Source organism: Lacipirellula parvula (assembly GCF_009177095.1).
Taxonomy (GTDB): Bacteria; Planctomycetota; Planctomycetia; order Pirellulales; family Lacipirellulaceae; genus Lacipirellula; species Lacipirellula parvula.
This window is the reverse complement of the sequence record NZ_AP021861.1, coordinates 5,634,262-5,653,985: the sequence shown is the minus strand read 5'-3', so window position 1 is coordinate 5,653,985 and position 19,724 is coordinate 5,634,262. Positions and strand designations below refer to the sequence as shown.

20 protein-coding genes are annotated in these 19,724 nt (G+C 62.9%); 14 read left to right on the top strand and 6 right to left on the bottom strand.

Annotated elements, in window-relative coordinates:
- Positions 1–70: 70 nt before the first annotated feature.
- From fabD to PLANPX_RS22130, 3 genes are all read right to left on the bottom strand, one after another.
- On the bottom strand, positions 71–979 hold the full coding sequence (gene fabD / locus PLANPX_RS22140) for an ACP S-malonyltransferase (RefSeq protein WP_152100834.1): 909 nt from the start codon (positions 977–979) through the stop codon (positions 71–73).
- Between the two features lie 91 nt (positions 980–1,070).
- Positions 1,071–1,250: a 50S ribosomal protein L32 gene (gene rpmF / locus PLANPX_RS22135; protein ID WP_152100833.1), complete on the bottom strand. Its 180-nt coding sequence runs from the start codon at positions 1,248–1,250 to the stop codon at positions 1,071–1,073.
- A gap of 697 nt (positions 1,251–1,947) precedes the next feature.
- Positions 1,948–3,021, bottom strand: a complete 1,074-nt coding sequence (locus PLANPX_RS22130; protein WP_152100832.1) for a choice-of-anchor A family protein — start codon at positions 3,019–3,021, stop codon at positions 1,948–1,950.
- A 182-nt stretch (positions 3,022–3,203) separates the two neighbouring features.
- On the opposite strand from PLANPX_RS22130, the gene PLANPX_RS27530 reads away from it, so the two are divergent.
- The 9 genes from PLANPX_RS27530 to PLANPX_RS22090 all read left to right on the top strand — a co-directional run bounded on the left by PLANPX_RS27530 (position 3,204) and on the right by PLANPX_RS22090 (position 9,481).
- Positions 3,204–3,362: a hypothetical protein gene (locus PLANPX_RS27530; protein ID WP_172992249.1), complete on the top strand. Its 159-nt coding sequence runs from the start codon at positions 3,204–3,206 to the stop codon at positions 3,360–3,362.
- 14 nt (positions 3,363–3,376) lie between these two features.
- Entirely contained in the window at positions 3,377–3,826 is a 450-nt protein-coding gene (locus PLANPX_RS22125; RefSeq protein WP_152100831.1) for a carboxymuconolactone decarboxylase family protein, read from the top strand.
- 307 nt (positions 3,827–4,133) lie between these two features.
- Positions 4,134–4,628: a 2-C-methyl-D-erythritol 2,4-cyclodiphosphate synthase gene (gene ispF / locus PLANPX_RS22120; RefSeq protein WP_152100830.1), complete on the top strand. Its 495-nt coding sequence runs from the start codon at positions 4,134–4,136 to the stop codon at positions 4,626–4,628.
- 176 nt (positions 4,629–4,804) lie between these two features.
- Positions 4,805–6,571, top strand: a complete 1,767-nt coding sequence (gene cysS, locus PLANPX_RS22115; RefSeq protein ID WP_198421796.1) for a cysteine--tRNA ligase — start codon at positions 4,805–4,807, stop codon at positions 6,569–6,571.
- A 140-nt stretch (positions 6,572–6,711) separates the two neighbouring features.
- Positions 6,712–6,930: a hypothetical protein gene (locus PLANPX_RS22110; protein WP_152100829.1), complete on the top strand. Its 219-nt coding sequence runs from the start codon at positions 6,712–6,714 to the stop codon at positions 6,928–6,930.
- The gene (locus tag PLANPX_RS22105; protein ID WP_152100828.1) at positions 6,927–7,196 is read left to right on the top strand and encodes a type II toxin-antitoxin system RelE family toxin; all 270 of its coding nucleotides are present in this window, start codon (positions 6,927–6,929) and stop codon (positions 7,194–7,196) included. The genes PLANPX_RS22110 and PLANPX_RS22105 overlap by 4 nt, the downstream gene beginning before the upstream one ends.
- A 46-nt stretch (positions 7,197–7,242) precedes the next feature.
- Positions 7,243–7,782, top strand: coding sequence for a crossover junction endodeoxyribonuclease RuvC (gene ruvC, locus PLANPX_RS22100; protein ID WP_152100827.1), 540 nt, complete (start codon positions 7,243–7,245; stop codon positions 7,780–7,782).
- Between the two features lie 53 nt (positions 7,783–7,835).
- Positions 7,836–8,462, top strand: a complete 627-nt coding sequence (gene ruvA / locus PLANPX_RS22095; protein WP_152100826.1) for a Holliday junction branch migration protein RuvA — start codon at positions 7,836–7,838, stop codon at positions 8,460–8,462.
- A 149-nt stretch (positions 8,463–8,611) separates the two neighbouring features.
- Positions 8,612–9,481 (top strand): alpha/beta hydrolase, encoded by an 870-nt coding sequence (locus tag PLANPX_RS22090; protein ID WP_172992248.1) that lies wholly within the window; start codon positions 8,612–8,614, stop codon positions 9,479–9,481.
- 160 nt (positions 9,482–9,641) lie between these two features.
- On the opposite strand, the gene PLANPX_RS22085 is transcribed toward PLANPX_RS22090, so the two are convergent.
- Positions 9,642–10,799 carry a PrsW family glutamic-type intramembrane protease gene (locus PLANPX_RS22085; RefSeq protein ID WP_152100824.1) on the bottom strand — a complete coding sequence of 386 codons (1,158 nt, stop codon included), beginning with the start codon at positions 10,797–10,799 and terminating at the stop codon, positions 9,642–9,644.
- 197 nt (positions 10,800–10,996) lie between these two features.
- Between PLANPX_RS22085 and ruvB the strand changes: the two genes are divergently transcribed.
- The 3 genes from ruvB (at position 10,997) to PLANPX_RS22070 (ending at position 14,104) form a co-directional block, all read left to right on the top strand.
- Positions 10,997–12,091 carry a Holliday junction branch migration DNA helicase RuvB gene (gene ruvB, locus PLANPX_RS22080; protein WP_152100823.1) on the top strand — a complete coding sequence of 365 codons (1,095 nt, stop codon included), beginning with the start codon at positions 10,997–10,999 and terminating at the stop codon, positions 12,089–12,091.
- Positions 12,092–12,238: 147 nt separating this feature from the next.
- Positions 12,239–13,150, top strand: a complete 912-nt coding sequence (locus PLANPX_RS22075; RefSeq protein WP_152100822.1) for a diacylglycerol/lipid kinase family protein — start codon at positions 12,239–12,241, stop codon at positions 13,148–13,150.
- A gap of 144 nt (positions 13,151–13,294) precedes the next feature.
- Complete coding sequence (locus tag PLANPX_RS22070; protein WP_172992246.1) at positions 13,295–14,104, top strand: metallophosphoesterase family protein; 810 nt, start codon at positions 13,295–13,297, stop codon at positions 14,102–14,104.
- Between the two features lie 229 nt (positions 14,105–14,333).
- Here the strand turns inward: PLANPX_RS22070 and PLANPX_RS22065 are convergent, their stop codons facing one another.
- Both PLANPX_RS22065 and metK read right to left on the bottom strand, forming a co-directional pair.
- Positions 14,334–15,275: a hypothetical protein gene (locus PLANPX_RS22065; RefSeq protein WP_152100820.1), complete on the bottom strand. Its 942-nt coding sequence runs from the start codon at positions 15,273–15,275 to the stop codon at positions 14,334–14,336.
- Between the two features lie 155 nt (positions 15,276–15,430).
- Positions 15,431–16,603: a methionine adenosyltransferase gene (metK, locus tag PLANPX_RS22060; protein WP_152100819.1), complete on the bottom strand. Its 1,173-nt coding sequence runs from the start codon at positions 16,601–16,603 to the stop codon at positions 15,431–15,433.
- 476 nt (positions 16,604–17,079) lie between these two features.
- Between metK and PLANPX_RS22055 the strand changes: the two genes are divergently transcribed.
- Positions 17,080–18,510 carry a UTP--glucose-1-phosphate uridylyltransferase gene (locus PLANPX_RS22055; RefSeq protein WP_152100818.1) on the top strand — a complete coding sequence of 477 codons (1,431 nt, stop codon included), beginning with the start codon at positions 17,080–17,082 and terminating at the stop codon, positions 18,508–18,510.
- A 440-nt stretch (positions 18,511–18,950) separates the two neighbouring features.
- Positions 18,951–19,487 carry a hypothetical protein gene (locus PLANPX_RS22050; RefSeq protein WP_152100817.1) on the top strand — a complete coding sequence of 179 codons (537 nt, stop codon included), beginning with the start codon at positions 18,951–18,953 and terminating at the stop codon, positions 19,485–19,487.
- Positions 19,488–19,724: the final 237 nt, after the last annotated feature.

Below are 19,724 nucleotides of genomic sequence, written 5' to 3'. Positions count from 1 at the left end.
GTTGTGGTAATGATCTCTCGCATTCCGCCTTGGCGCTCTTGGCGTCCTTGGCGGTTGCATTTCTTCTTTGCTAAGCCGCAACGTTCTCGCAGGGGAACTTGCGTTCGATTCGTTTCATCAGGCCGGTCAGCACGCGGCCGGGGCCGATTTCGTAGGCTCGTTCGACGCCGTGCGGGCCGAGCAGGTTCCGCATTGATTGTTCCCACTGCACGGGGCTCACGAGCTGCTTGACGAGCAGCTGGCGGATCTCGGCGGGGTCGCTGTGGGCCTCGGCGTCGACGTTCGAAATCACCGGGATGCGGGGTGATTTGATCTCGGCCTCGGCGACGGCCTTCGCGAGGCGATCGTAGGCGGGCTGCATGAGCGGCGTGTGGAAGGCGCCGGCCACGGTGAGCGGGATCACCTTCATGGCGCCGGCGGCTTCAGCCAGCTGAGCGACGCGGCTGCACGCCTCGCGACCGCCGGAGACGACGATGTTGCCGGGGCAGAGCAGGTTGGCCACTTGCAGGACGTCGCCATTGCGGGCTTCGTTGCAAAGCTCTTCGATGCGGTCGCGTTCCATGCCGAGGATGCTGACCATGCCGCTCGGCGTGAGGTCGGCGGCGGCTTGCATTGCACGGCCGCGCTCTTGCACGAGGCGGAGGCCGGTCTCGAAGTCCATGGCGCCGGCGAAGACCAGGGCGGTGTACTCGCCGAGGCTCAGGCCGGCGGTGGCGGCGCACTCGTCGACGATCTGCGGCTGCTCAGCGCGGAACTTCTCGAGCGCTGCGAGGCTGCAAGCGAAGAGGGCTGGCTGGCTGAACTCGGTGGCGTTGAGCTGCTCGGCTGGGCCTTCGGCGCAGAGCTTGAGCAGGTCGTAACCGAGGATCGCGGCGGAGCGATCGAACAGCTCGCGAGCAGCCGGAAGCGTGGCGGCGAGCTCCGCGCCCATGCCGACGGTTTGGGCGCCCTGTCCGGGAAAGAGAAAAGCAGTTTTCATGAGGCTACAGGCAGCGGGCCGCAGGCTTCAGAAGCGAAAGGCTCGATTCTTAATTGCCTGCTGCCTGAAGTCCGAAGCCGGCTAGCTTCCCTTACTCCCCAGTCTCGACCATCGTGCGGCCCATGTAGTGGCCACAGTTCGGGCAGACGACGTGACTCGGCTGCGGCGTGGCGCACTTGGGGCACGATTGAAGCTGCTTCGGCTTCAGACCGTGGTGCGAGCGACGCTTGCCGGTGCGGGAATTGGAGTGTTTGCGCTTGGGGACGGCCATGGCAGGTGCTCCGCTAAGGGGAGCCAGTAAGGATCCAGTTGCCCCGCGAGGGGCCAGGAAAGTAAGTCGAATCGCTCAAGGTACAGGGGGCTGGGCGGGTGGTCAATGGCGTGGGTGGTCAGTTGTCCGTTGTCAGTGGTCAGTGGCGGGGAGTGGGGCGGCTTTGGCAGTTTTGGTGTCGTGTCGCGTGGGGTCGAAGAGCAAAGTGCGATTTTAGGCGACACTAAGGAACGGCGTCTAAGTGGTTGCCTTAGATCGTGTTACGCCTTTTTGTGTCGCCCCTGATGTCGCATTGGAGGCGACATCAGGGGCGACGCGACATGTGCGGGGCTACCCGGCCAGGTTGCATCGACGGGCGGTGCGGCGGAGTTGATTGTCAAAGAGCGGAGGGGCGAGCGGGCGGTCGTGTCGCCCGATTGCGCGGCGATCTGGCCTAGTACCGTCTGTTCTGCAGTGAGAGGCAACTTGGAGCCTAGCAAATCGGGTGGCCTAGTTTCGACACAAAAATTTGCAATTTTGCGCGAAGGGCGGGGCGTTGGTTGGTGGGGGCCGCATTGGACTGGTCGCTTAAGCGACCAGTCCGAAGTGGGGAGGAGTGTTGTCTGAGCGCAAGAAAATGGGCGAGGTCGTTGGGACGACCTCGCCCGGGGAATTCGCGTGAACTTCGGCGTTCACCGCTTCGCGATGATGCCTGCCCTTAGGCAGTGCGGCGGCGACGCAGGAGCGCGACGCCGGCAACTGCGGCGATGCTCAGCAGGCCGGCGGTGGCGGGTTCCGGGACCGGGATCGGGCGGAGCGGACCGTCGAAGAACGTCGGCACGCCGCCGCCGCCGTTCAGCGTGTGGGTCTCGATGCTGCCGGTCAGCGAGGCGGCAATCAGGTTGCCGTTGAAGCCGCCGAACGAGGTCGAAATCGCAGCCTTCGGGGCCAAGAACGTGCCGGCGGCGCTGCCTTGGATCGTGAACGACGTGGCGTCGTAAAAGTTCCAGAGCAGGTTGGCGACGGTGATGCCGCCGCTCAGGTTGAAGCCGGTGTTGGGGATCGTGAAGCCCGAGCCGGAGACGTTCAGGATGACCGTGGCGCCGGCCGGGGCGGTAATGTTGAAGCCGCCCGGGGAGCCGGCGATCTGGGCGCCGGTGAGGTTGTAGTAGTTGGCGCCAGCGCCGGCGTTGATGAACATCTGGCTGAATTGGAAGGTCGGCGTCGGGTCGGCCGGGTTCACTTGAGCGGCCGAGAGGGCCGTCAGGTAGGCGCCTTCGGCGGCGAAATCAACCGGAACGGGCGTGGCGACGGGGCCGGTGATCGTGCCGCTGATCGTGGCGCCGTTCTGGTTGAACGTGGTGCCGTAGCGGACGTTGCCGTTGACCGTGCCGCCGCTGCCGAACGTGAGGCTGCCGTTCGAACTGAAGTTCCCGTTGACCGTGGGGGTCGTGTAGGTGGCGTTGCCGCCGGTGACGATGTGACCCTTCACCGAGGCGGAATTGGCGCTCAACGTGCCGCCGACGACGAGGTTCGTCGTGTTCGTGGCTTGTTGGCTGGCGACCGTGAAGTTGTTGAAGTTGGCGATGCCGCCGACGGCGACTTTGCCCTGGGCGTCGACGTTCGAACGGGTCGAGTTGCCGAGGATGAATTCGCCGTATTGGCCGGCCGTGCCGAGCAGGCTAGCGCTCGCGGAGGAGACGCTAAGGGCCAAGGCGAGGAGGCCGGCAGCGCCGGCGCGGGCGGCCGAGCGGGCCCGCAGGAGGGAGGGAATCAGACTCGTTTTCTTCATTAGACTACTCAACTCATCATCAAAAGGTGTGCATCTAGTGGTGACCCGAATAGGTTAAACTAGTCGTACGGCGGGGCGGTTCAAGTGGTGCGGTCAACGTGGCTCTCCACGTTCGAGTTGTGAAACGCGCGGATTGGGCGTAACGATTATGCCGGCGGCGATGCGTAACTCGATGATTGACGATGCTTTATGTCGTCGATGTCGCGGCGGCTGCGGCGTTGCGGCTCGCCGCGAGCGGGTTGCGGGTAGCTGCGGTTCGGGCCAAAAAAAATTTTGAATTGCCTTACAAATCGGCAACGGAGCGGCAAGTGCGATTTGCCGCCAAGGAAGTGGATTTTTAGCGGGAGACGGCGAGATGTCGAAGCGACTTGATTACGCCCGCGTAGCGCCCGAGGCGGTAAAAGCCCTGGCGGCGACGCGGCCTTATATCCAATCGACGGCGATCTCGCCGCGGCTGCGGGCGCTGGTGGAACTGCGGACTTCGCAGATCAATGGCTGCGCGTACTGCGTCGACATGCACTCGCGCGAAGCGCGAGCGGCGGGGGAGGTGCAGCAGCGGCTCGACTGTTTGCCGGTGTGGCGCGAGACCGACCTGTACGACGATCGCGAGCGGGCGGCGCTGGCGTGGGCCGAGTCGGTGACGCTGGTGTCGCAGACGGGCGTGCCTGATGAGGCGTTCGCGGAAGTGCGGCGGCACTTCGAAGAGAAGGACGTCGTGGACCTGACGCTGATTATTGGGGCGATGAATGCGTGGAATCGGCTGGCGATTAGCTTTCGGCAGGGGCCGCCGAAACGGGCGGAGTAGCCGCGGGTCAACGACCCGCCGGAGCGGCTTATTGGTAGTCGCACATTTTCGATCGCCTCGGATGCAACCCCTTCAGGGTTGAGGGCCGAAATCGTTGGGGCGACCCGGGGTAGATTGCTGCTGCAATCAACCCCGGGCTGGATGATGGAACGCCGTTGGCGTTCGGTGCTGGGATGAATCGCGTGGGGGCGTGGCGGTTTCGATCACTGCTCCGGCGGGTCGTTGACCCGCGGCTACTGGCGGGCGGATGTCCTATAGGCCGCGGATTGCCCTCTCCGCTATAATCCGCGCGGAGGGAGCCTAGGCAATTCACGCAAACCAACCACGGATCGGACTGGGAGAGGATTCCCATCGCCTCGCGCCCGGCGGACCGCTGCGGTTGGGGGGCCTCGACGTGCCGCACGATCGGCATGCGGTGGGGCATAGCGACGCCGACGTGTTGCTGCATGCCGTGACCGACGCCTTGCTCGGCGCCGCGGGACTGCCCGATATCGGCGTCTTGTTCCCGAACACGGAGGAAGTGAACCGCGGCCGCGACTCGGCCGACATGCTGCGATTGGCTTACGACCGCGTCGTCGCCGCCGGGTATCGGCTGGCGAATCTCGATGCCGTCGTCCATGCCCAGCGCCCAAAACTTTCGCCGCATAAAGCCGCGATCGTCGATCGCGTCGCCGCGATCCTCGGCGTCGAGCCGAGCCAAGTCAACGTGAAGGCGAAGACCGGCGAGGGAGTGGGGCCGGTGGGGCTGGAAGAGCTGATTGAGGCGCGGTGCGTGGTGCTGCTGGAACAAATCAAAACGTAAGGGGTGGCACTGGCGTGTCGCCAGTGAGAAGTGCCGAGCGAGTACCCGTTTCCGCACTGGCGACACGCCAGTGGCACACCATTTAGAGCCCAACTCGCGCCGCTCCGGCCGGCCGCCCGCCCGCGGCTACGACACAAGACAACTGACTACTGACCACGGACAACTGACATAATTCCATGAGTGCTTCTGCTTCTACGCAATCGCCGGCTGGCGAACTTTCGGCTCCTCATCCGACGCTGACGGTTTACAACACGCTCTCCAAGAAAAAAGAGCCGTTCCGCACTGTGCAGGCGGGGAAGGTCGGCGTCTACCTCTGCGGGCCGACGGTGTACGACAAGGCCCACATCGGCCACATGGTCGGGCCGGTGATCTTCGATTGCATCAAGCGCTACCTGAAGTACTGCGGCTACGACGTCACGTGGGTGGTGAACATCACCGACGTCGACGACAAGCTGATCAACAAGGCGAACGAGCGTGGCATCTCGATGCTCGACGTCGCCGAGGAAAACATTGCCGACTACAACGGCAACCTCACGGCGCTGGGGGTCGATCAGATCGATCACTTCCCGCGGGCGACCGAGTGCATGGACGAGATCATCGCGATCATCCAGTCACTCGTCGACAACGGGTATGCGTATGAATCGGCGGGCGACGTCTACTTCGACGTCGCGAAGGATCGCGAGTACGGCAAGCTCTCGAACCGCACGCTTGACCAGGTGCAGGGCGACGGCGGCGGCGGGGCCGACCGGAAGCGGAGTGCGGCCGACTTTGCGCTGTGGAAGAGTGCCAAGCCAGGCGAACCGGCGTGGGATAGCCCGTGGGCGAAGGGGCGGCCGGGGTGGCATATCGAGTGCTCGGCGATGAGCAAGAAGCTGCTGGGCGAGACGTTCGACATCCACGGCGGCGGGCTCGACTTGGTGTTCCCGCATCATGAAAACGAAATCGCCCAAAGCGAATGCTGCCACGGCAAGACGTTCGCCACGTATTGGGCGCATAACGGTCTGCTGCGGCGCGATGCGAACGCTGGGAAGATTGGCGGCCGTGCGGAGCGGACCGGCGATGCGACCGAAGCGCCGGCGGAAGAGCAAGTGAGCGGCAAAATGAGCCGTTCGAAGGGCGCCGGCGGGTTGGCGACGCTCATCGCGAAGCAGGGGGGCGAGCGGATCCGCTTTTTCCTGTTGCGGACGCATTACCGCAGCACGGTGCTGTTCAGCGAAGAGGCGATTGAAGAGGCGGCGATCGGTCTCGAATCGTTCTACCGGTTGTTCAAGCGTTACCACCGCATCACGAAGGGCGATTTTTATCATCTGCAGGCCCGCGCTCATCGCACCGAGGGCGACGCGCAGCCGACCGGCAACGAAACACTCGACGCCGCCGCGGCGTGCAAAGCGCGGTTCATCACCGCGATGGACGACGACTTTAATACTGGTGGCGCCATTGGCGAGTTGTTTGAACTTGCGAAGATCGCGAACCGCTACTGCGATGAGAAGAACCTCGAGAACGGCGGCGCCGACAACGCCACTATTGGCGACCTGACGCTGCTGATGGCGACGATCAAGGAACTGGCGAACATTCTGGGCATCTTCCAGAAGGCGCCGGCGGTGGCTGCCGGCGGCAGCGACGAGACGCTTGGCAAGATCATGCCGCTGGTGATCGACCTGCGGGCGAACGCCCGCGCGGCGAAGAACTTTGCGATGGCCGACGCGATTCGCGACGGGCTGGCCCCGGCGGGGATCAAGATCGAAGATCGCCCCAGCGGCGCCGAGTGGACCGGCGGCGGCGACGGCGCCGTCGACAAGGTGATGGCGATGTTGATCGAGCTGCGGCAAACGGTTCGCAAGAACAAAGATTTTGCGACGAGCGATGCGATTCGCGATCGGCTGAAAGAGGCGGGGATTGTCCTGGAAGATCGCGCCGGCGGGACGGAGTGGAGCCGAGGGTAGCGAGGCGCCCGCCGTGTGCCGTAGCGAAGAGAATTTGAGCCGTCAGGGAAGGCTGGTTTAAGGCGGCGATTCCAATTCCCCCCACCCGCTCGCAAGGTAAAATAGATAGCAGACCATCCGACGATTGTTGAGGCGTTCCCATGACCAAGTCGTTGCAAGAAGCTTTTGAAAGGGCTTCGCAGCTCCCGCCTGACGAGCAAGAAGCATTTGGTGCGTGGATGCTTCACGAACTCGATTCGGAACAGCGATGGGATGAGTTGTTCAATCGTTCGCCCGATCTGCTCTCCAAGCTTGCGGACGAGGCATTGGCCGAACATCGTGCGGGTAAGACGAAGCCGCTCAATCCGGAAACGTTATGACGTCGCACACGACGGAGGCGTTTCGCGAGTTGTTAGCGAAGCTTCCGAGAGAGATTCGTGATCGGGCTCGCGCTGCTTACCGCCAGTTCGACGCTGACCCGCGACACCGGAGCTTGCAGTTCAAGAAGGTTCACCCTACTCGCCCAGTCTATTCCGCTAGAGTTACGGATGACTTTCGAGTCGTCGGTCTGGTAGACGGCGACGACATCGTTTGGTTTTGGATCGGCAAGCATGAAGTTTACGAGCGGCTGCTCAAGTCGCTGTAAACATTAATCGAATGATTCGTAGTCCCTTCGGCAAGAAGCCGCCACCATGCGTATCCTCGGCATCGATCCTGGCCTCAACACCACCGGTTACGGGGTGCTGGAGATCGTCAATCGGCGGGTGCGGCTCGTCGAGGCGGGCGTCGTGCGCGGCAAGACGAAGGGTTCGCTCACCGCGCGGGTGCGTGAGATTCACGACGGCGTCTCCGACGTGATCGCGTCGCTCAAGCCGCAGGCGCTGGCGCTCGAAAAGATTTACGCCCACTACGATCGGCCGACGACGGCGATTCTCATGGGGCATGCCCGCGGGGTGATTGTGCTGGCGGCGGCGCAGGCGGGAATCGACGTGCACGATTACGCGGCGACGCAAGTAAAGAAGGCGCTCACCGACAACGGCCGAGCGCCGAAGTCGCAGATGCAGCTGGCCGTGCAGCGCGAGCTGCGGCTCTCAACGCTGCCGGAGCCAGCGGACGTGGCCGATGCGCTGGCGATTGCATTGTGCCATGTGTATTCGTCGACGGCGTCGGCGGGCGGGCTGCGGCTGGATGTGGTGGTGACGCCGACGGTGGCGCCGCGCCCCCGGGCTTGAAGCGCCCGGGGCTAATTAACTCACAACTCGAAACTCGTGACTCGCAACTGCTGATGATTACCAAGATTACTGGCGTGCCGATTTCTGTGATGGGCGACGTGCTGACGCTGGCCGTCGGGGCGTTTGAATATGAGGTGCTGATTCCCGAATTCACGCGCCGGCAGTTGCAGGCGTCGATTGGGCACCAAACGAGTTTGCACACGATTGAGTACCTCGAAGGAAACCAGATGGCGAGCCGGCTGACGCCGCGGCTCGTGGGGTTTCTCAATCCGATCGAGCGGGAGTTTTTCGAGCTCTTTTGCCAGGTCGACGGCGTCGGCGTGAAAAAAGCGCTGCGGTCGATGGTGCGACCTGTCCAAGAAGTGGCCGCGTTGATCGAAGATCAAGATGCGAAGGGACTCGCAGCCTTGCCCGGCATCGGGCCGGCGACGGCGGAGCGGGTGATTGCGAAGCTGCGGCGGAAGGTGCCGAAGTTCGCGCTGCTGGTCGGCCGCGACTTGCCGGCCGACACGGCGACCGAGCGCGACGTGCTGAGCGAAACGTTTGATGCATTGCGGGCCCTCGGCCACAGCGAAGCGGACGCCCGCAAATTGCTCGATGACGCGCTCGGCCGTAAGAAGAAATATAAGGACGTCGATGAAATGCTGCGGGCTGTTTATGAGCAGCGGCAGAACGGCTAAGTGTCAGTTGTCCGTGGTCAGTCGTCAGTTGCTGGAGAAATCTTGGCGTTTTCCCGCAACTGACAACGGACTACTGACCACGGACGCCCTCGGGGTAACAAAAACTCGCCCCAGCCGCTTGAGGGACTAAAATGGAGATATCGCCGACCATGGCGAAGGCCGTCCGCCGCGTGCGTCGCGTCGTGCTGCCGCTCCTTTTCTCGTACCTGGCGGTGGTGGTTATGCTCAGCCTCGTGGAACGCTGGCTCGTCTATCCCGCACCGAGCGCCCGCGAGGGCGATTGGGTCGCCGCCGATTTCAAACACGAAGACATCGAGTTCAACGGCGCCGACGGCGCCAAGCTCCACGGTTGGTATGTGCCGCATCCGAATCCGAAGGCTGTCGTGCTGTTCTGCCACGGCAATGGCGAGAACGTCGCCGAGTTGCGGCCGCTGCTCGAGAAGCTGCACGATCGAACCGACGTGAGCATCTTTGCGTGGGACTATCGCGGTTACGGCAAGAGCGTCGGCCGGCCGCATGAGAGTAACCTGCTCGCCGACGCGCGGGCCGCGCAGCTGGTGCTCGCCAAGCGGGCCGGCGTGGAGCCGAGCGATATCGTCGTGTACGGCCGCTCGCTCGGTGGCGCGGTGGCGGTGGGGCTCGCGTCGGAACATCCGGTGCGCGGCATGGTGCTCGAACGAACGTTCGCCGACATGGTCGAAACTGCCGCGTATCACTTTCCCTGGCTGCCGGTGCGGTGGGTGATGAAGAATCGCTACCCGTCGATCGAGCGGATCGTCACCTATCGCGGTCCGCTGTTTCAAAGCCACGGCACGGCGGACGAAGTGGTGCCGTTCGAGATGGGGAAGAAGCTGTTCGACGCGGCGACGACGGCGCAGAAGACGTTCTTCGTCGTGGAAGAGGGAAGCCACAACGCCCCGCAGCCGGATGAGTACTACAAGGCGCTTGGGGAGTTTCTCGATTCGCTGCCACCGGTCGGCAGCGGCGTTGGTCAACGCGAACACACCGCCGCGGGGTGATGCGGTAGCCGCGGGTCAACGACCCGCCGGAGCAGTGAGAGGAAATGCCGAATGAGGAATGGGGAATGGGGAATGGGGAGAACGCTTCTCCCCATTCCCCATTCCCCATTCAGCATTCTCCATTTGTGGCTCGCTCCGGCGGCTTGTTGAGCCGCGGCTACTACACCGTCACCATCGTCTCCGGCATTTCGCGGAGGAAGAGGTAGACCATCACGCTCTCGGCGACGATTCCCAAGACCATCACGTCGCCCGCCATTTTCGATCCAATCGCCGCCGAGAGGTAAATGAACGTTGCGGCGGCAACGGTCGAAATGCAGAACAGGAAGTTGGCCGTCAGGCTCACGGGGGAGTTCGGCATGGTGCGTTGAAGCGCGCGGAGTTCTCGAAAGAACTGGTACATCAGTAGGATGAAGATCAGGCTCGTGACGATGGAATACTCTGCGAGCACTTCAACCAAGATGAATGCGTCGTAGAAACCGTGAGCCATCGCCACGACTCCGAAGATGGCGATGAACACTGGGCCGCACTGCCGCGGCCAGACGCAGGCGCGGTACGCGGCGAGGCCAATCAGGCCGGTCATCGCCATGTGAAACGGAGCGGGCATGAGGAGACGCCCAATGGTCTGCGTGCCGGCGCTTGCGCCGACGTAGCCGATGTTTTCCTCCATCGCAAAGCCCAAGCCGACCGCTCCTGCCAACAGCAGTGCGGCCAACTCATCGCGCTTCCAGACCACGAGCGGCAGCAGCGGCAAGAAGCAGATGAATTTTGAAAGTTCTTCCCGCAAGCCGACGCCGAGGACGTTGTCGCGAATGCCGGCCGCCAACTCGGCGCTCTCGACTAGCCCCCAGACGCGTTCTTGCCAAAAGATAAAGAAGATCGTCGGCCAGATGCTGACGACGCCGAGCGCCAGTCCAAGGAGTGCGCCCCACCAGCGGTAGTCCGCGGGGCCGCGAATTTGAATCGCTTGCAGCAGGAACGACATCCAACAGGCCGCGGTGAGTACGGCTAGCGCTGTCGTTCCCCAGTGATGCCAACGGACCGAAGCGAGTTCCGGGATCGCGTAAAATAGTTCCTGCCATTGGCCGTTGTCAGCCAGTTCCCCGAGCTGATTCCAACGCTCCTTCTCGGGAGTTGGCTTCGGGGTATCAGTCGCTTCCTCTTCTTTAACCTCGTCGGTATTGATCCATGCTGGCACTGAGGCGTCGACCGCCAGCCCGACGACCACGCCGATCGTGAGGATCGAGATCACCATCTTCCACAGAAACCGCGGATTGCGGGTCTTCGTGCGTAGGTAGTTTCGCCAGACGATCTCAGCCATCGTTCCGCCCTGGTACGTGCATCGGGCCGCCGTTTCGCGGTTCACCTATCCCGTTGGATTCGGGTATAGTACCACCAGCGGTAGCGTACAAGTGTTCAGAAAGTTCGCAAGCGCCGGGGGCGGGGACGCCCCGGCTCGCTTGTTCGCTGCTTGCCGTCGACCTTTGAATTCATTCCTCTGCCTTTCAGCTGTGCTTCATGTCGCGCGAGCCGATTATTTCCAGTGACGACGCTTTCGAACCCGACGAGCCCTCGGGGTACACACCGCTTGGCCGCGAGGACGATCAGGTTCTCCGTCCGCAGCGGATGGAGGATATGGTTGGCCAGCGCGAGGTGTACGAGCGGCTGATGATCGCCGTCGACGCCGCCCGGATTCGGCAGGAGACGCTGGGGCACATTTTGCTCGATGGGCCGCCGGGGCTCGGCAAGACGACCTTTGCCACGTGCATTCCGCGAGCGCTCGACGTGCCGCTGCAAATCGCCAGCGGCGCCGCGCTCAGCGCGCCGAAAGATTTGCTGCCGTACCTGACGAACGCCCAAGAAGGGTCGGTGCTGTTCATCGACGAAATCCACCGCCTGCCGAAGGCGGTGGAAGAGTTCATGTACCCGGCGATGGAAGACTTTCGCATCGACATCACGCTCGGCGAAGGGGTGAGCGCTCGCACGGTGAACATGGCGCTGCGGCCGTTCACGATCATCGGCGCCACGACGCGTAGCGGCTTGCTGTCGGCGCCGTTGCGCGATCGGTTCCAGGTGCGCGAGCATCTCGACTTTTACTCGCACGAGGAGTTGACTGAGATCACTCGCCGCAACGCCCGCAAGCTGCGGGTGGAGATCGACGACGAGGCGGCGCTGAAGATCGCCATCTGCAGTCGCGGCACGCCGCGGATCACGAACAACCGGCTCCGCTGGGTGCGCGACTACGCGACGACGAAGGCGGCGGGGAAGATCACGCTGCCGGTGGCCGAGGCGGCGCTCGGCATGCTCGGCGTCGATCCGCTGGGCCTCGATCCGCAAGATCGCAAATATATGGAGACGATCCTCCGCGTCTTCCACGGCGGTCCGGCGGGCGTCGAGGCGATCGCCCACACGCTCAACCTGGCGGTCGATACGCTCACCGACGAAGTGGAGCCGTTTCTGCTCCGCTCGGAGTTGGTCGTTCGGACGCCGCGCGGGCGGAAGCTGACCGCGAAGGGGTACGAGCATTTGGGCGTGAGCCCAGACGCGGTGATCAACGGCGGGCGTCCGCGGCGGGGAAATGACGACAGCGACCGGCCGCTATTTGCGGAATAGGGTTTGCCTTGCGAGGTAGCCGCGGGTCAACGACCCGCCGGAGCGACTCCGTCACCCGCATCCAACGAAGGTGAAGTGGCGACCGAGTCTCCGCCGCACACTGGCGACACGCCAGTGGCACCCGCAAACAATCAGAGCCACCGCCGCATGAAGGTCATCGCCCTCCTGAACCGCGATTCCGGCACATATGCCGCGAATGCGAACGCCAATACCGATCCTGCTCAGCAAGTGGCTGATGCACTCTCCGCCGCCGGCGTTGACGCCGATGTGCGGAGCGTGGCCGGCGATCAACTCGACGACGAAGCGCGGGCTGCCGTGAAGGCGGGCGTTGATGCGGTGGTGGCCGGCGGCGGCGACGGGACGATCAGCACCGTGGCGGCCGCGCTCGTCGGCGGGCCGACGCCGCTCGGCGTATTGCCGCTGGGAACGCTCAATCATTTCGCGAAAGACCTCGGCATTTCGTTCGACCTTGCCGAAGCGGCGAAGGTCATCGCCGCGGGTAACGCTCGCCCGGTTGATCTCGCGCGAGTGAACGACCGGATCTTCATCAACAACTCGTCCGTCGGCGTCTATGCCCGTGCGGTTGTCGATCGCGATGCGACGCGGAGCCGATTGAAGCTCAGCAAGTGGCCGGCGATGGCGCTCGCGGCAATGAAGACGTTTGTGCGGGCGCCGATGATTCAGGTGCGCCTCGATGTCGAGGGGAAGGTTGACCACTTGAAGACGCCCCTCATTTTCGTGGGCAACAATCGGTACCGGCTCGATCTACTGAAGATTGGCGCCCGCGATCGGCTCGACGAAGGTGTGCTGTCGCTATACGTCGCTCGCGCGCAAACGCGGTGGGGGATGTTGAAGTTGCTGCTCAACGGAGCACTGGGCCGCTTGCAGCAAGACCGCGATTTTGAAACGCTCTATCCGCGCGAGGTGTGGATGGAGACGCGGCGGAGTCGGCTTCACCTCGCGGCGGACGGGGAGGTGATGCGGATGGAGGCGCCGCTGCATTATGAGATTTTGCCGCGGGCGCTGAATGTCCTCGTCCCTAACGAACGATCTGAATAAAGAAGATTCTCAACACAGAGGACACAGAGGGCACAGAGAAAGGCGAGCAACGTCTAATTCAGCAAAATGAAACAATCGTTGTGTCGCGATTGCATTTTCTCTGTGCTCTCTGTGTTAAATAGCATTCCGGTTTTTGCATCCGCCATGCGACGCATTATTCATCTTTCCGACCTCCACTTTGGCGCCGAGGAGCCGGCGATCGCGGAAGGTTTGTTGAAAGATATCGATCAGCAAGCGGCGCAGTTGCTCGTGGTGAGCGGCGACCTCACCCAGCGAGCGCGGGCGTCGCAGTTCGCCGATGCGGAGCGATTCCTCAAGCACATTGAACTGCCGCGGATTGTCGTGCCGGGGAATCACGACATCCCGCTGTACAACGCGATCGCACGCTGGCTGACGCCGCTTGATAACTACCGGCGGTTCATCGGCGTGAACGTTGAGCCGACGTTTTACGATGCGGAACTCGCGGTGGCGGGCGTGAACACGGCTCGCTCGAACACTTGGAAGGATGGTCGCATCTCGCCGCAGCAGGTCGAGCGGTTACGGCAGTTCTTCGTTGCCCAGGCGGATGCGGCGTGCAAGATTCTCGTCGCGCATCATCCGTTCATTCCGCCGGCGAAGGAGCCAAACGCGGCACTGGTCGACGGCGGACCGGCGGCGCTGCGGGTGTTTGAAGCGTGCGGCTGCCATCTGATTCTCGCCGGCCACTTGCACGTGGCGTATTCAGGTGACGTGCGGCCGCATCATGTGGAAGTGAAGCGGTCGATTCTGGTGATTCAGGCGGGGACGGCGATTTCGCATCGTCGCCGCGATGAGCCGAATGCGTACAACGTGCTCACCGTTGACGGGGCGACGCTGACGCTGGAGGTGCGGACGTGGAACGGCCGGACGTTTGTCGGCACGCCGCCGCAGCGGTTTGTGCAGACGGCGGAGGGGTGGAATAAGAGCGGGACGTAAGGTTTTTTGACACCAAACGCGAAACTTACTTCAACGCTAACTCCATTGAATTGAAAGTTCCGGCTCCCTCCCCCTTGAGGGGAGGGCTGGGGAGGGGGTTAAGAACCCTGGTACCCGCTGCCGTCACCCCTCCCTAACCCTCCCCCTCAAAGGGAGGGGACCTCAACTTTCATGCGGGCGACGGTTGCCGGCGTGGTGGGCGACCCCCGGGCGGAGCCCGGGGCTAGAGTTATGTCGGCGTCGCGGTGAACTCGATTAACACCGAACACTCCTCGGCGGCCGGCGTTGCGAGGCGAACTTCGAGCCGCGTGCCGTGGGCGAGCGATTGAATCACCTTCACCGTGGCGTCGGGGCCGTCCGACGGGTCGGCTTCGATCGTAGGCCGCCCGGCGAGCGGCGGGCAGAAGCCGACGTGGAGCGTCGCGTGTCGTTGCCCGGCGACGAACTCGGCGCGGAGCGTGCCGAAGATGGTTTCGACGCCGGCCTCGTCGCGAATGCGGGTGAGTTGTTGCAGAACATTGGCGTCGAGCGAGTCAACAGCGTGTTCAGCATCCTCAAGTTCTTCGTCGTGTTCCTCGTGGAGCGCGGTCTTAAGTTCCGCGTCGTCGAACTCGCGATCGAACAGCGGGTAGTGTTCGCGCCGCTCTTCACGCAGCGAGAGGACGTCGGACGAGTCGACTAGTTCGCCGCGCGGGCGCCAGGGGCCGAGGCCCGATTCGTGATCGACCAGTCGCGGCGTCCAACCGGGGGCGGCGTCGAAGAACCAGTCGCGCTGCAGATAGTCGGCGACGATGAGCGGCAGCCAGCAGAGCCAGTTCCAATAGTCGAACGACGGAAATGAGCAGCCGAGGAACATCAGGCCGAGCGTGAGCGTGCCCCCCCAGCCGACGAGTTGTTCACGGAATTGGAGTTGTTCCCGCCGCCGCGGCGGGCTGGTGAATCGCCAAGCGACGCGGCCGCCGAGGAGGACCAGCGCCGTGAGCAGGATCGTTGCCAGCAGCGGCAACGTCGGCAGGTGCGAGGTGAAGGCGCCGGCCGCGCGGCGGGTGACGAGCACCGAGCCGACGACGAGCAGGGCGATAACGCCGCCAGGCGCAGCGGCCCGGACCCACGTGATCGTGAGGTTGCGCGTCCGTTCAGGGAGGGTAGCGGAGGATCCAACCGTCGCCATGCCGAGTACGATACCCGACGAGGGGGCGCGCGGCCAAGTCGGATTGAAAAGTTGCGTTGATCGGGCAGGGTGGGGTGAGTGCGAACGAAATAAAAAAGCAGCCCCGACCTAGCTAGGTCGGGGCTGCTCGTTAGTACTTCAATTTAAATCGCCGCTTACAGCTTGTCAGCTTCAGCTTTGATCTTCGCGGCCATGTCGGTCTTCTCCCACGTGAACTCCGGCTCGTTGCGGCCAAAGTGGCCGCCGGCGGCCGTCTTGCGGAAGATCGGGCGACGCAGGTCGAGGTGCTTGATGATGCCCGACGGCGACAACGGGAAGAGCTTCTTCACGATGTCGCAGATCTTCGAGTCCTCGATCTTGCCCGTGCCTTCGGTGTCGACGTAGACGCTCACCGGGTCGGTGACGCCGATGGCGTAGGCGAGCTGCACTTCGCAGCGTTCGGCCAAGCCCGAGGCGACGATGTTCTTGGCGACGTAGCGAGCCATGTAGGCGGCGCTGCGATCGACCTTGGTCGGGTCCTTGCCGCTGAAGGCGCCGCCGCCGTGACGGCCCCAGCCGCCGTAGGTGTCGACGATGATCTTGCGGCCGGTGAGACCGCAGTCGCCGTGCGGACCGCCGACGACGAAGCGACCGGTCGGGTTGATGTGGTACTTGATCTCGCCGGTGACGAGCTCAGCCGGCAGTTCCGGCTTGATGATGCTTTCGATGACGAACTTGCGAATCGCTTCGTTCGAAACGTCTTCGCTGTGTTGCGTCGAGACGACCACGGTGTCGATGCGGGTCGGCTTGTTGCCGTCGTACTCGACCGTGACTTGGCTCTTGCTGTCGGGACGGAGCCAATCGACCTCGCCGTTCTTCCGGGCGGCGGTCAGGCGGTTCATGATGCGGTGCGACAACGCGATCGGCAGCGGCATCAGCTCGGGGGTATCGTTGCAGGCGTAGCCGAACATCAGCCCTTGGTCGCCCGCGCCGATGTCCTTGCCCTTCGAGGCGTCGTCGTTGACGCCCATCGCGATGTCGGCGCTTTGCTCGTCGATGGCGACGAGGACCGAGCAGTGGTCGGCGCTGAGGCCCATCGGCGAGTCGGTGTAACCGACGTCGCGGATCACCTCGCGGACGACCTTCTGCATATCGACGTAGGCCTTCGTGGTGATCTCGCCGGCGATGACGACCATGCCGGTGGTGACCATCGTCTCGCAGGCGACGCGGCTGTAGGGATCTTGGGCGAAGAGGGCGTCGAGCACGCCGTCGGAAATCTGGTCGGCCAGCTTGTCGGGATGCCCCATGCTGACTGCTTCGCTTGTGAACAGGTATTTTCCGGATGCCACGAACGTCGTCTCCACAGGTAGCAAAAAATTAGTAGCGTTAAATAGAGTGAGGCCGCGCTTGGTGGCGCGGAACTGGCAGTATAGCTGTTTGGTTCGCCGGGCGGCAACCGGCTGGAATCACGCCTCCGCGGGGCTGGGGATTTGTGGGAGGCGTCTCTGACGCCGATTTCGCGTCGCTTCTGGAGTCGCTCGAGAGCGGTGACCGTTATCGGCGTCGGAGCGCCTCCCACAGAAGGCAGCCTGCTACAGAAGGAGCCACTAGCAAGCCCGCCGCGACTGCGGATAATCGGCCACTGCGGCCGCGCGGCGCGCTTTTCCGCAACGGCTTCTTCCTATTTCACTCGAAACGATCCCTGCCCATGGCCCGCTGGCCGCGACACTTTTGGACGACGTTGTTCACCTACAGCGTCATCTTCATTGGTTTCCCGCTGCTTTGCTGGTTGGCCTATCGATGGGTGCGAGGCTAAGAATTCACCATGACCGCCACAATCAATAAGTCGGAACTCGAATCCCTGCTGCGGCCACACAACCAGCTGCATGTGTTGCAGTTTTGGGATGAACTCGACGCCGCGGGGCGCGAGCAACTGGCTGGGCAGGTGCGGTCAATTGACTTCGACCTGCTCGATTCGCTGTTCCGCGACGAGATCGATCAGCCTGATTGGGCGGAGCTCGCGCGGCAGGCGTCCCCCCCGCCGGCGGTACGCTTGCACGAGCGGGCGCCGGGGGCGACCAATCCTTTGCATATCACGGCCGAGGCGGCGCGACGCGCGGGCGTGGCGGCGCTCGAGGCGGGCGAGGTCGGTGTGATCCTCGTCGCGGGCGGGCAGGGGAGTCGGCTCGGGTTCGAGAAGCCGAAGGGGATGTACCCGATTGGTCCGTTGTCGAAGGCAACGCTCGCACAGATTCATCTCGAGAAGATTCGCGCGATTGCCAAGCGGCATGGCAAGTCGACGCCGCTCTACATGATGACGAGTCCCGTCACGCACGACGACACGCTCGAGTTCCTCGCCGACAACGCGCACTTCGGTCTCGCGAAGGACGACTTGTTCGTCTTCTGCCAGGGAACGATGCCGGCGGTCGATGCGAAGTCAGGGCAAGTGCTGCTCGAAGCGAAGGATTCCATCTTCCTCAGCCCGGACGGCCACGGCGGTACGGTGGCGGCGCTCGGCGCGAGCGGGGCGTTCGACCACATGCGGCACCGCGGCATCAAGCATCTGTTTTACTTTCAGGTCGACAACCCGCTGGCGCCGATCTGCGATGCGGAGCTCATTGGCTTCCACATCCTGGCGAAGTCGGAGCTGACGTCGCTCGCCATTGCGAAGCAGTCGCCGCAGGAGCGGCTCGGCAACTTCGTGATGATCAACGATCGCGTGAGCATCATCGAGTACAGCGATTTTCCCGACGACGTCGCCGAGCAGCGCGACGCGAACGGCGAACTTGTCTATTGGGCGGGGAGCGTGGCGATTCATGTGTTCGACGTGGCGTTCTTGGAACGCTCGCTGAAGCTGAAGGATACGCTGCCGTTCCATGTGGCGCGGAAGAAGGCTGAGTACATCGGCAACGACGGGAAACTCGCTAAGCCGAGCGAACCGAATGCGCTGAAGTTCGAGCGGTTCATTTTCGATTTGCTGCCGCATGCCGAGCGGCCGATCGTGGTTGAGTATGCGGAGGAGGAAGCGTTCGCGCCGCTGAAGAATGCGTCGGGGGCGCCGAAGGATACGCCCGAATACGTCCACAGGTTTTTGCTGGATCAGCATCGGCGGTGGCTGGAGGCGGCGGGCGCCCAGGTGGCGCCGGGCGTGCATGTGGAGATCAGCCCGCTGTATGCGCTCGATGCCGAGGAAGTCGCGAAACGCGTGAAGGCGGGGACGCGGTTTGAGCGGTCGGAGTATTTGGGGAGTGAGTAGGTGAGTGGCTGGTGCGGTCGATTCCCAATGCCGCGACGGCTATTCAGCCCGCGCGAACGGGTGCCACTGGCATCTTGCCAGTGAGAAGCGTCAAGCGAGTTTCCACTTCAGCACTGGCAGGATGCCAGTGGCACCCCATTGAACGAGGAATGGGCGTCGTGGGGTGGGAAATCTTTCTAGCGGTTCGAAATGACGGAACTGTAAGCGGCGGCAGGGTTTCGTGTCGAAATAATCGGCGTTTGCGGAAATCCTTCGCCATTTCGCCGCAGGTTTGCAATCAAACTTTCGCGGCTAGCCCCAAAATTTCTTGACCCGGCACTCGCTAGCCGTGAAGAATGCAGGACCATCGAAACTTGCTGGGAGCCCGGCGGTTTCATCTGAATCGGATAGTTTCGCCACGGCGGCGTTGTGTCCGAAACTTTCACAGGAGCCAGATTCGTATGAAGAGCACATGGTTGGTCGGCCTCGGTTTGACGTCGCTGTTCGCGTTCTGCGCGGTGGCGATCGCCGCGGACGAAGATTGTGAAAAGAAGAAGGACAAGGACGCCGTCGCCGTCGTTGCCGACGATGACTGCGAAAAGGACGGCGATTGCGAGAAGAAGGAACTGTTCGCGGACGAAGATTGCGAAAAGAAGAAGGGCGACAAGGAAGAAGGCGAACTGCTCGCCGACAAGTGTAAGAAGGGCGACAAGGAAGGCGAACTGTTCGCCGACGAAGATTGCGAAAAGAAGAAGGACAAGGACCTCGTCGCCGATAAGTGCAAGAAGGGCGATAAGGAAGATGGCGAGTTGCTCGCCGACAAGTGCAAGAAGGGTGACAAAGAAGGCGACATGCTCGCCGACGACGACTGCGAAAAGGATGGCGACAAGAAGGAACTGCTCGCTGACGAAGATTGCGAGAAGAAGAAGGACAAGGACCTCGTCGCCGACAAGTGCAAGAAGGGCGACAAGGAAGGCGAACTGCTGCTCGTCGCTTAAGTGACGGCGGCGTCGGCGAAACTCGCCGGCTCAATTCGAAACACGCTGACGGGGCGTCTCCAACTGGGGACGCCCCGTTTTTTTGTTGGCTACTCCAGGGCGAGCGATAAGTTGGGCGGCTCGCTGCGTCGAATGCTTTTACCTCAGAGAACACAGAGGACACGGAGAAAGCCGGGAACCATGTGTTCTTCCAGGCATTCATCTGTGCTCTCTGTGGTGAAAACGAACCGCCTCGCC

Excerpts from the sequence above, each read along its gene's own strand:
- fabD (WP_152100834.1), bottom strand. The coding sequence starts at position 979 with ATGAAAACTGCTTTTCTCTTTCCCGGACAGGGCGCCCAAACCGTCGGC.
- rpmF (WP_152100833.1), bottom strand. The coding sequence starts at position 1,250 with ATGGCCGTCCCCAAGCGCAAACACTCCAATTCCCGCACCGGCAAGCGT.
- PLANPX_RS22130 (WP_152100832.1), bottom strand. The coding sequence starts at position 3,021 with ATGAAGAAAACGAGTCTGATTCCCTCCCTCCTGCGGGCCCGCTCGGCC.
- PLANPX_RS27530 (WP_172992249.1), top strand. The coding sequence starts at position 3,204 with ATGCTTTATGTCGTCGATGTCGCGGCGGCTGCGGCGTTGCGGCTCGCC.
- PLANPX_RS22125 (WP_152100831.1), top strand. The coding sequence starts at position 3,377 with ATGTCGAAGCGACTTGATTACGCCCGCGTAGCGCCCGAGGCGGTAAAA.
- cysS (WP_198421796.1), top strand. The coding sequence starts at position 4,805 with ATGAGTGCTTCTGCTTCTACGCAATCGCCGGCTGGCGAACTTTCGGCT.
- PLANPX_RS22110 (WP_152100829.1), top strand. The coding sequence starts at position 6,712 with ATGACCAAGTCGTTGCAAGAAGCTTTTGAAAGGGCTTCGCAGCTCCCG.
- PLANPX_RS22105 (WP_152100828.1), top strand. The coding sequence starts at position 6,927 with ATGACGTCGCACACGACGGAGGCGTTTCGCGAGTTGTTAGCGAAGCTT.
- ruvC (WP_152100827.1), top strand. The coding sequence starts at position 7,243 with ATGCGTATCCTCGGCATCGATCCTGGCCTCAACACCACCGGTTACGGG.
- ruvA (WP_152100826.1), top strand. The coding sequence starts at position 7,836 with ATGATTACCAAGATTACTGGCGTGCCGATTTCTGTGATGGGCGACGTG.
- PLANPX_RS22090 (WP_172992248.1), top strand. The coding sequence starts at position 8,612 with ATGGCGAAGGCCGTCCGCCGCGTGCGTCGCGTCGTGCTGCCGCTCCTT.
- PLANPX_RS22085 (WP_152100824.1), bottom strand. The coding sequence starts at position 10,799 with ATGGCTGAGATCGTCTGGCGAAACTACCTACGCACGAAGACCCGCAAT.
- ruvB (WP_152100823.1), top strand. The coding sequence starts at position 10,997 with ATGTCGCGCGAGCCGATTATTTCCAGTGACGACGCTTTCGAACCCGAC.
- PLANPX_RS22075 (WP_152100822.1), top strand. The coding sequence starts at position 12,239 with ATGAAGGTCATCGCCCTCCTGAACCGCGATTCCGGCACATATGCCGCG.
- PLANPX_RS22070 (WP_172992246.1), top strand. The coding sequence starts at position 13,295 with ATGCGACGCATTATTCATCTTTCCGACCTCCACTTTGGCGCCGAGGAG.
- PLANPX_RS22065 (WP_152100820.1), bottom strand. The coding sequence starts at position 15,275 with ATGGCGACGGTTGGATCCTCCGCTACCCTCCCTGAACGGACGCGCAAC.
- PLANPX_RS22055 (WP_152100818.1), top strand. The coding sequence starts at position 17,080 with ATGACCGCCACAATCAATAAGTCGGAACTCGAATCCCTGCTGCGGCCA.
- PLANPX_RS22050 (WP_152100817.1), top strand. The coding sequence starts at position 18,951 with ATGAAGAGCACATGGTTGGTCGGCCTCGGTTTGACGTCGCTGTTCGCG.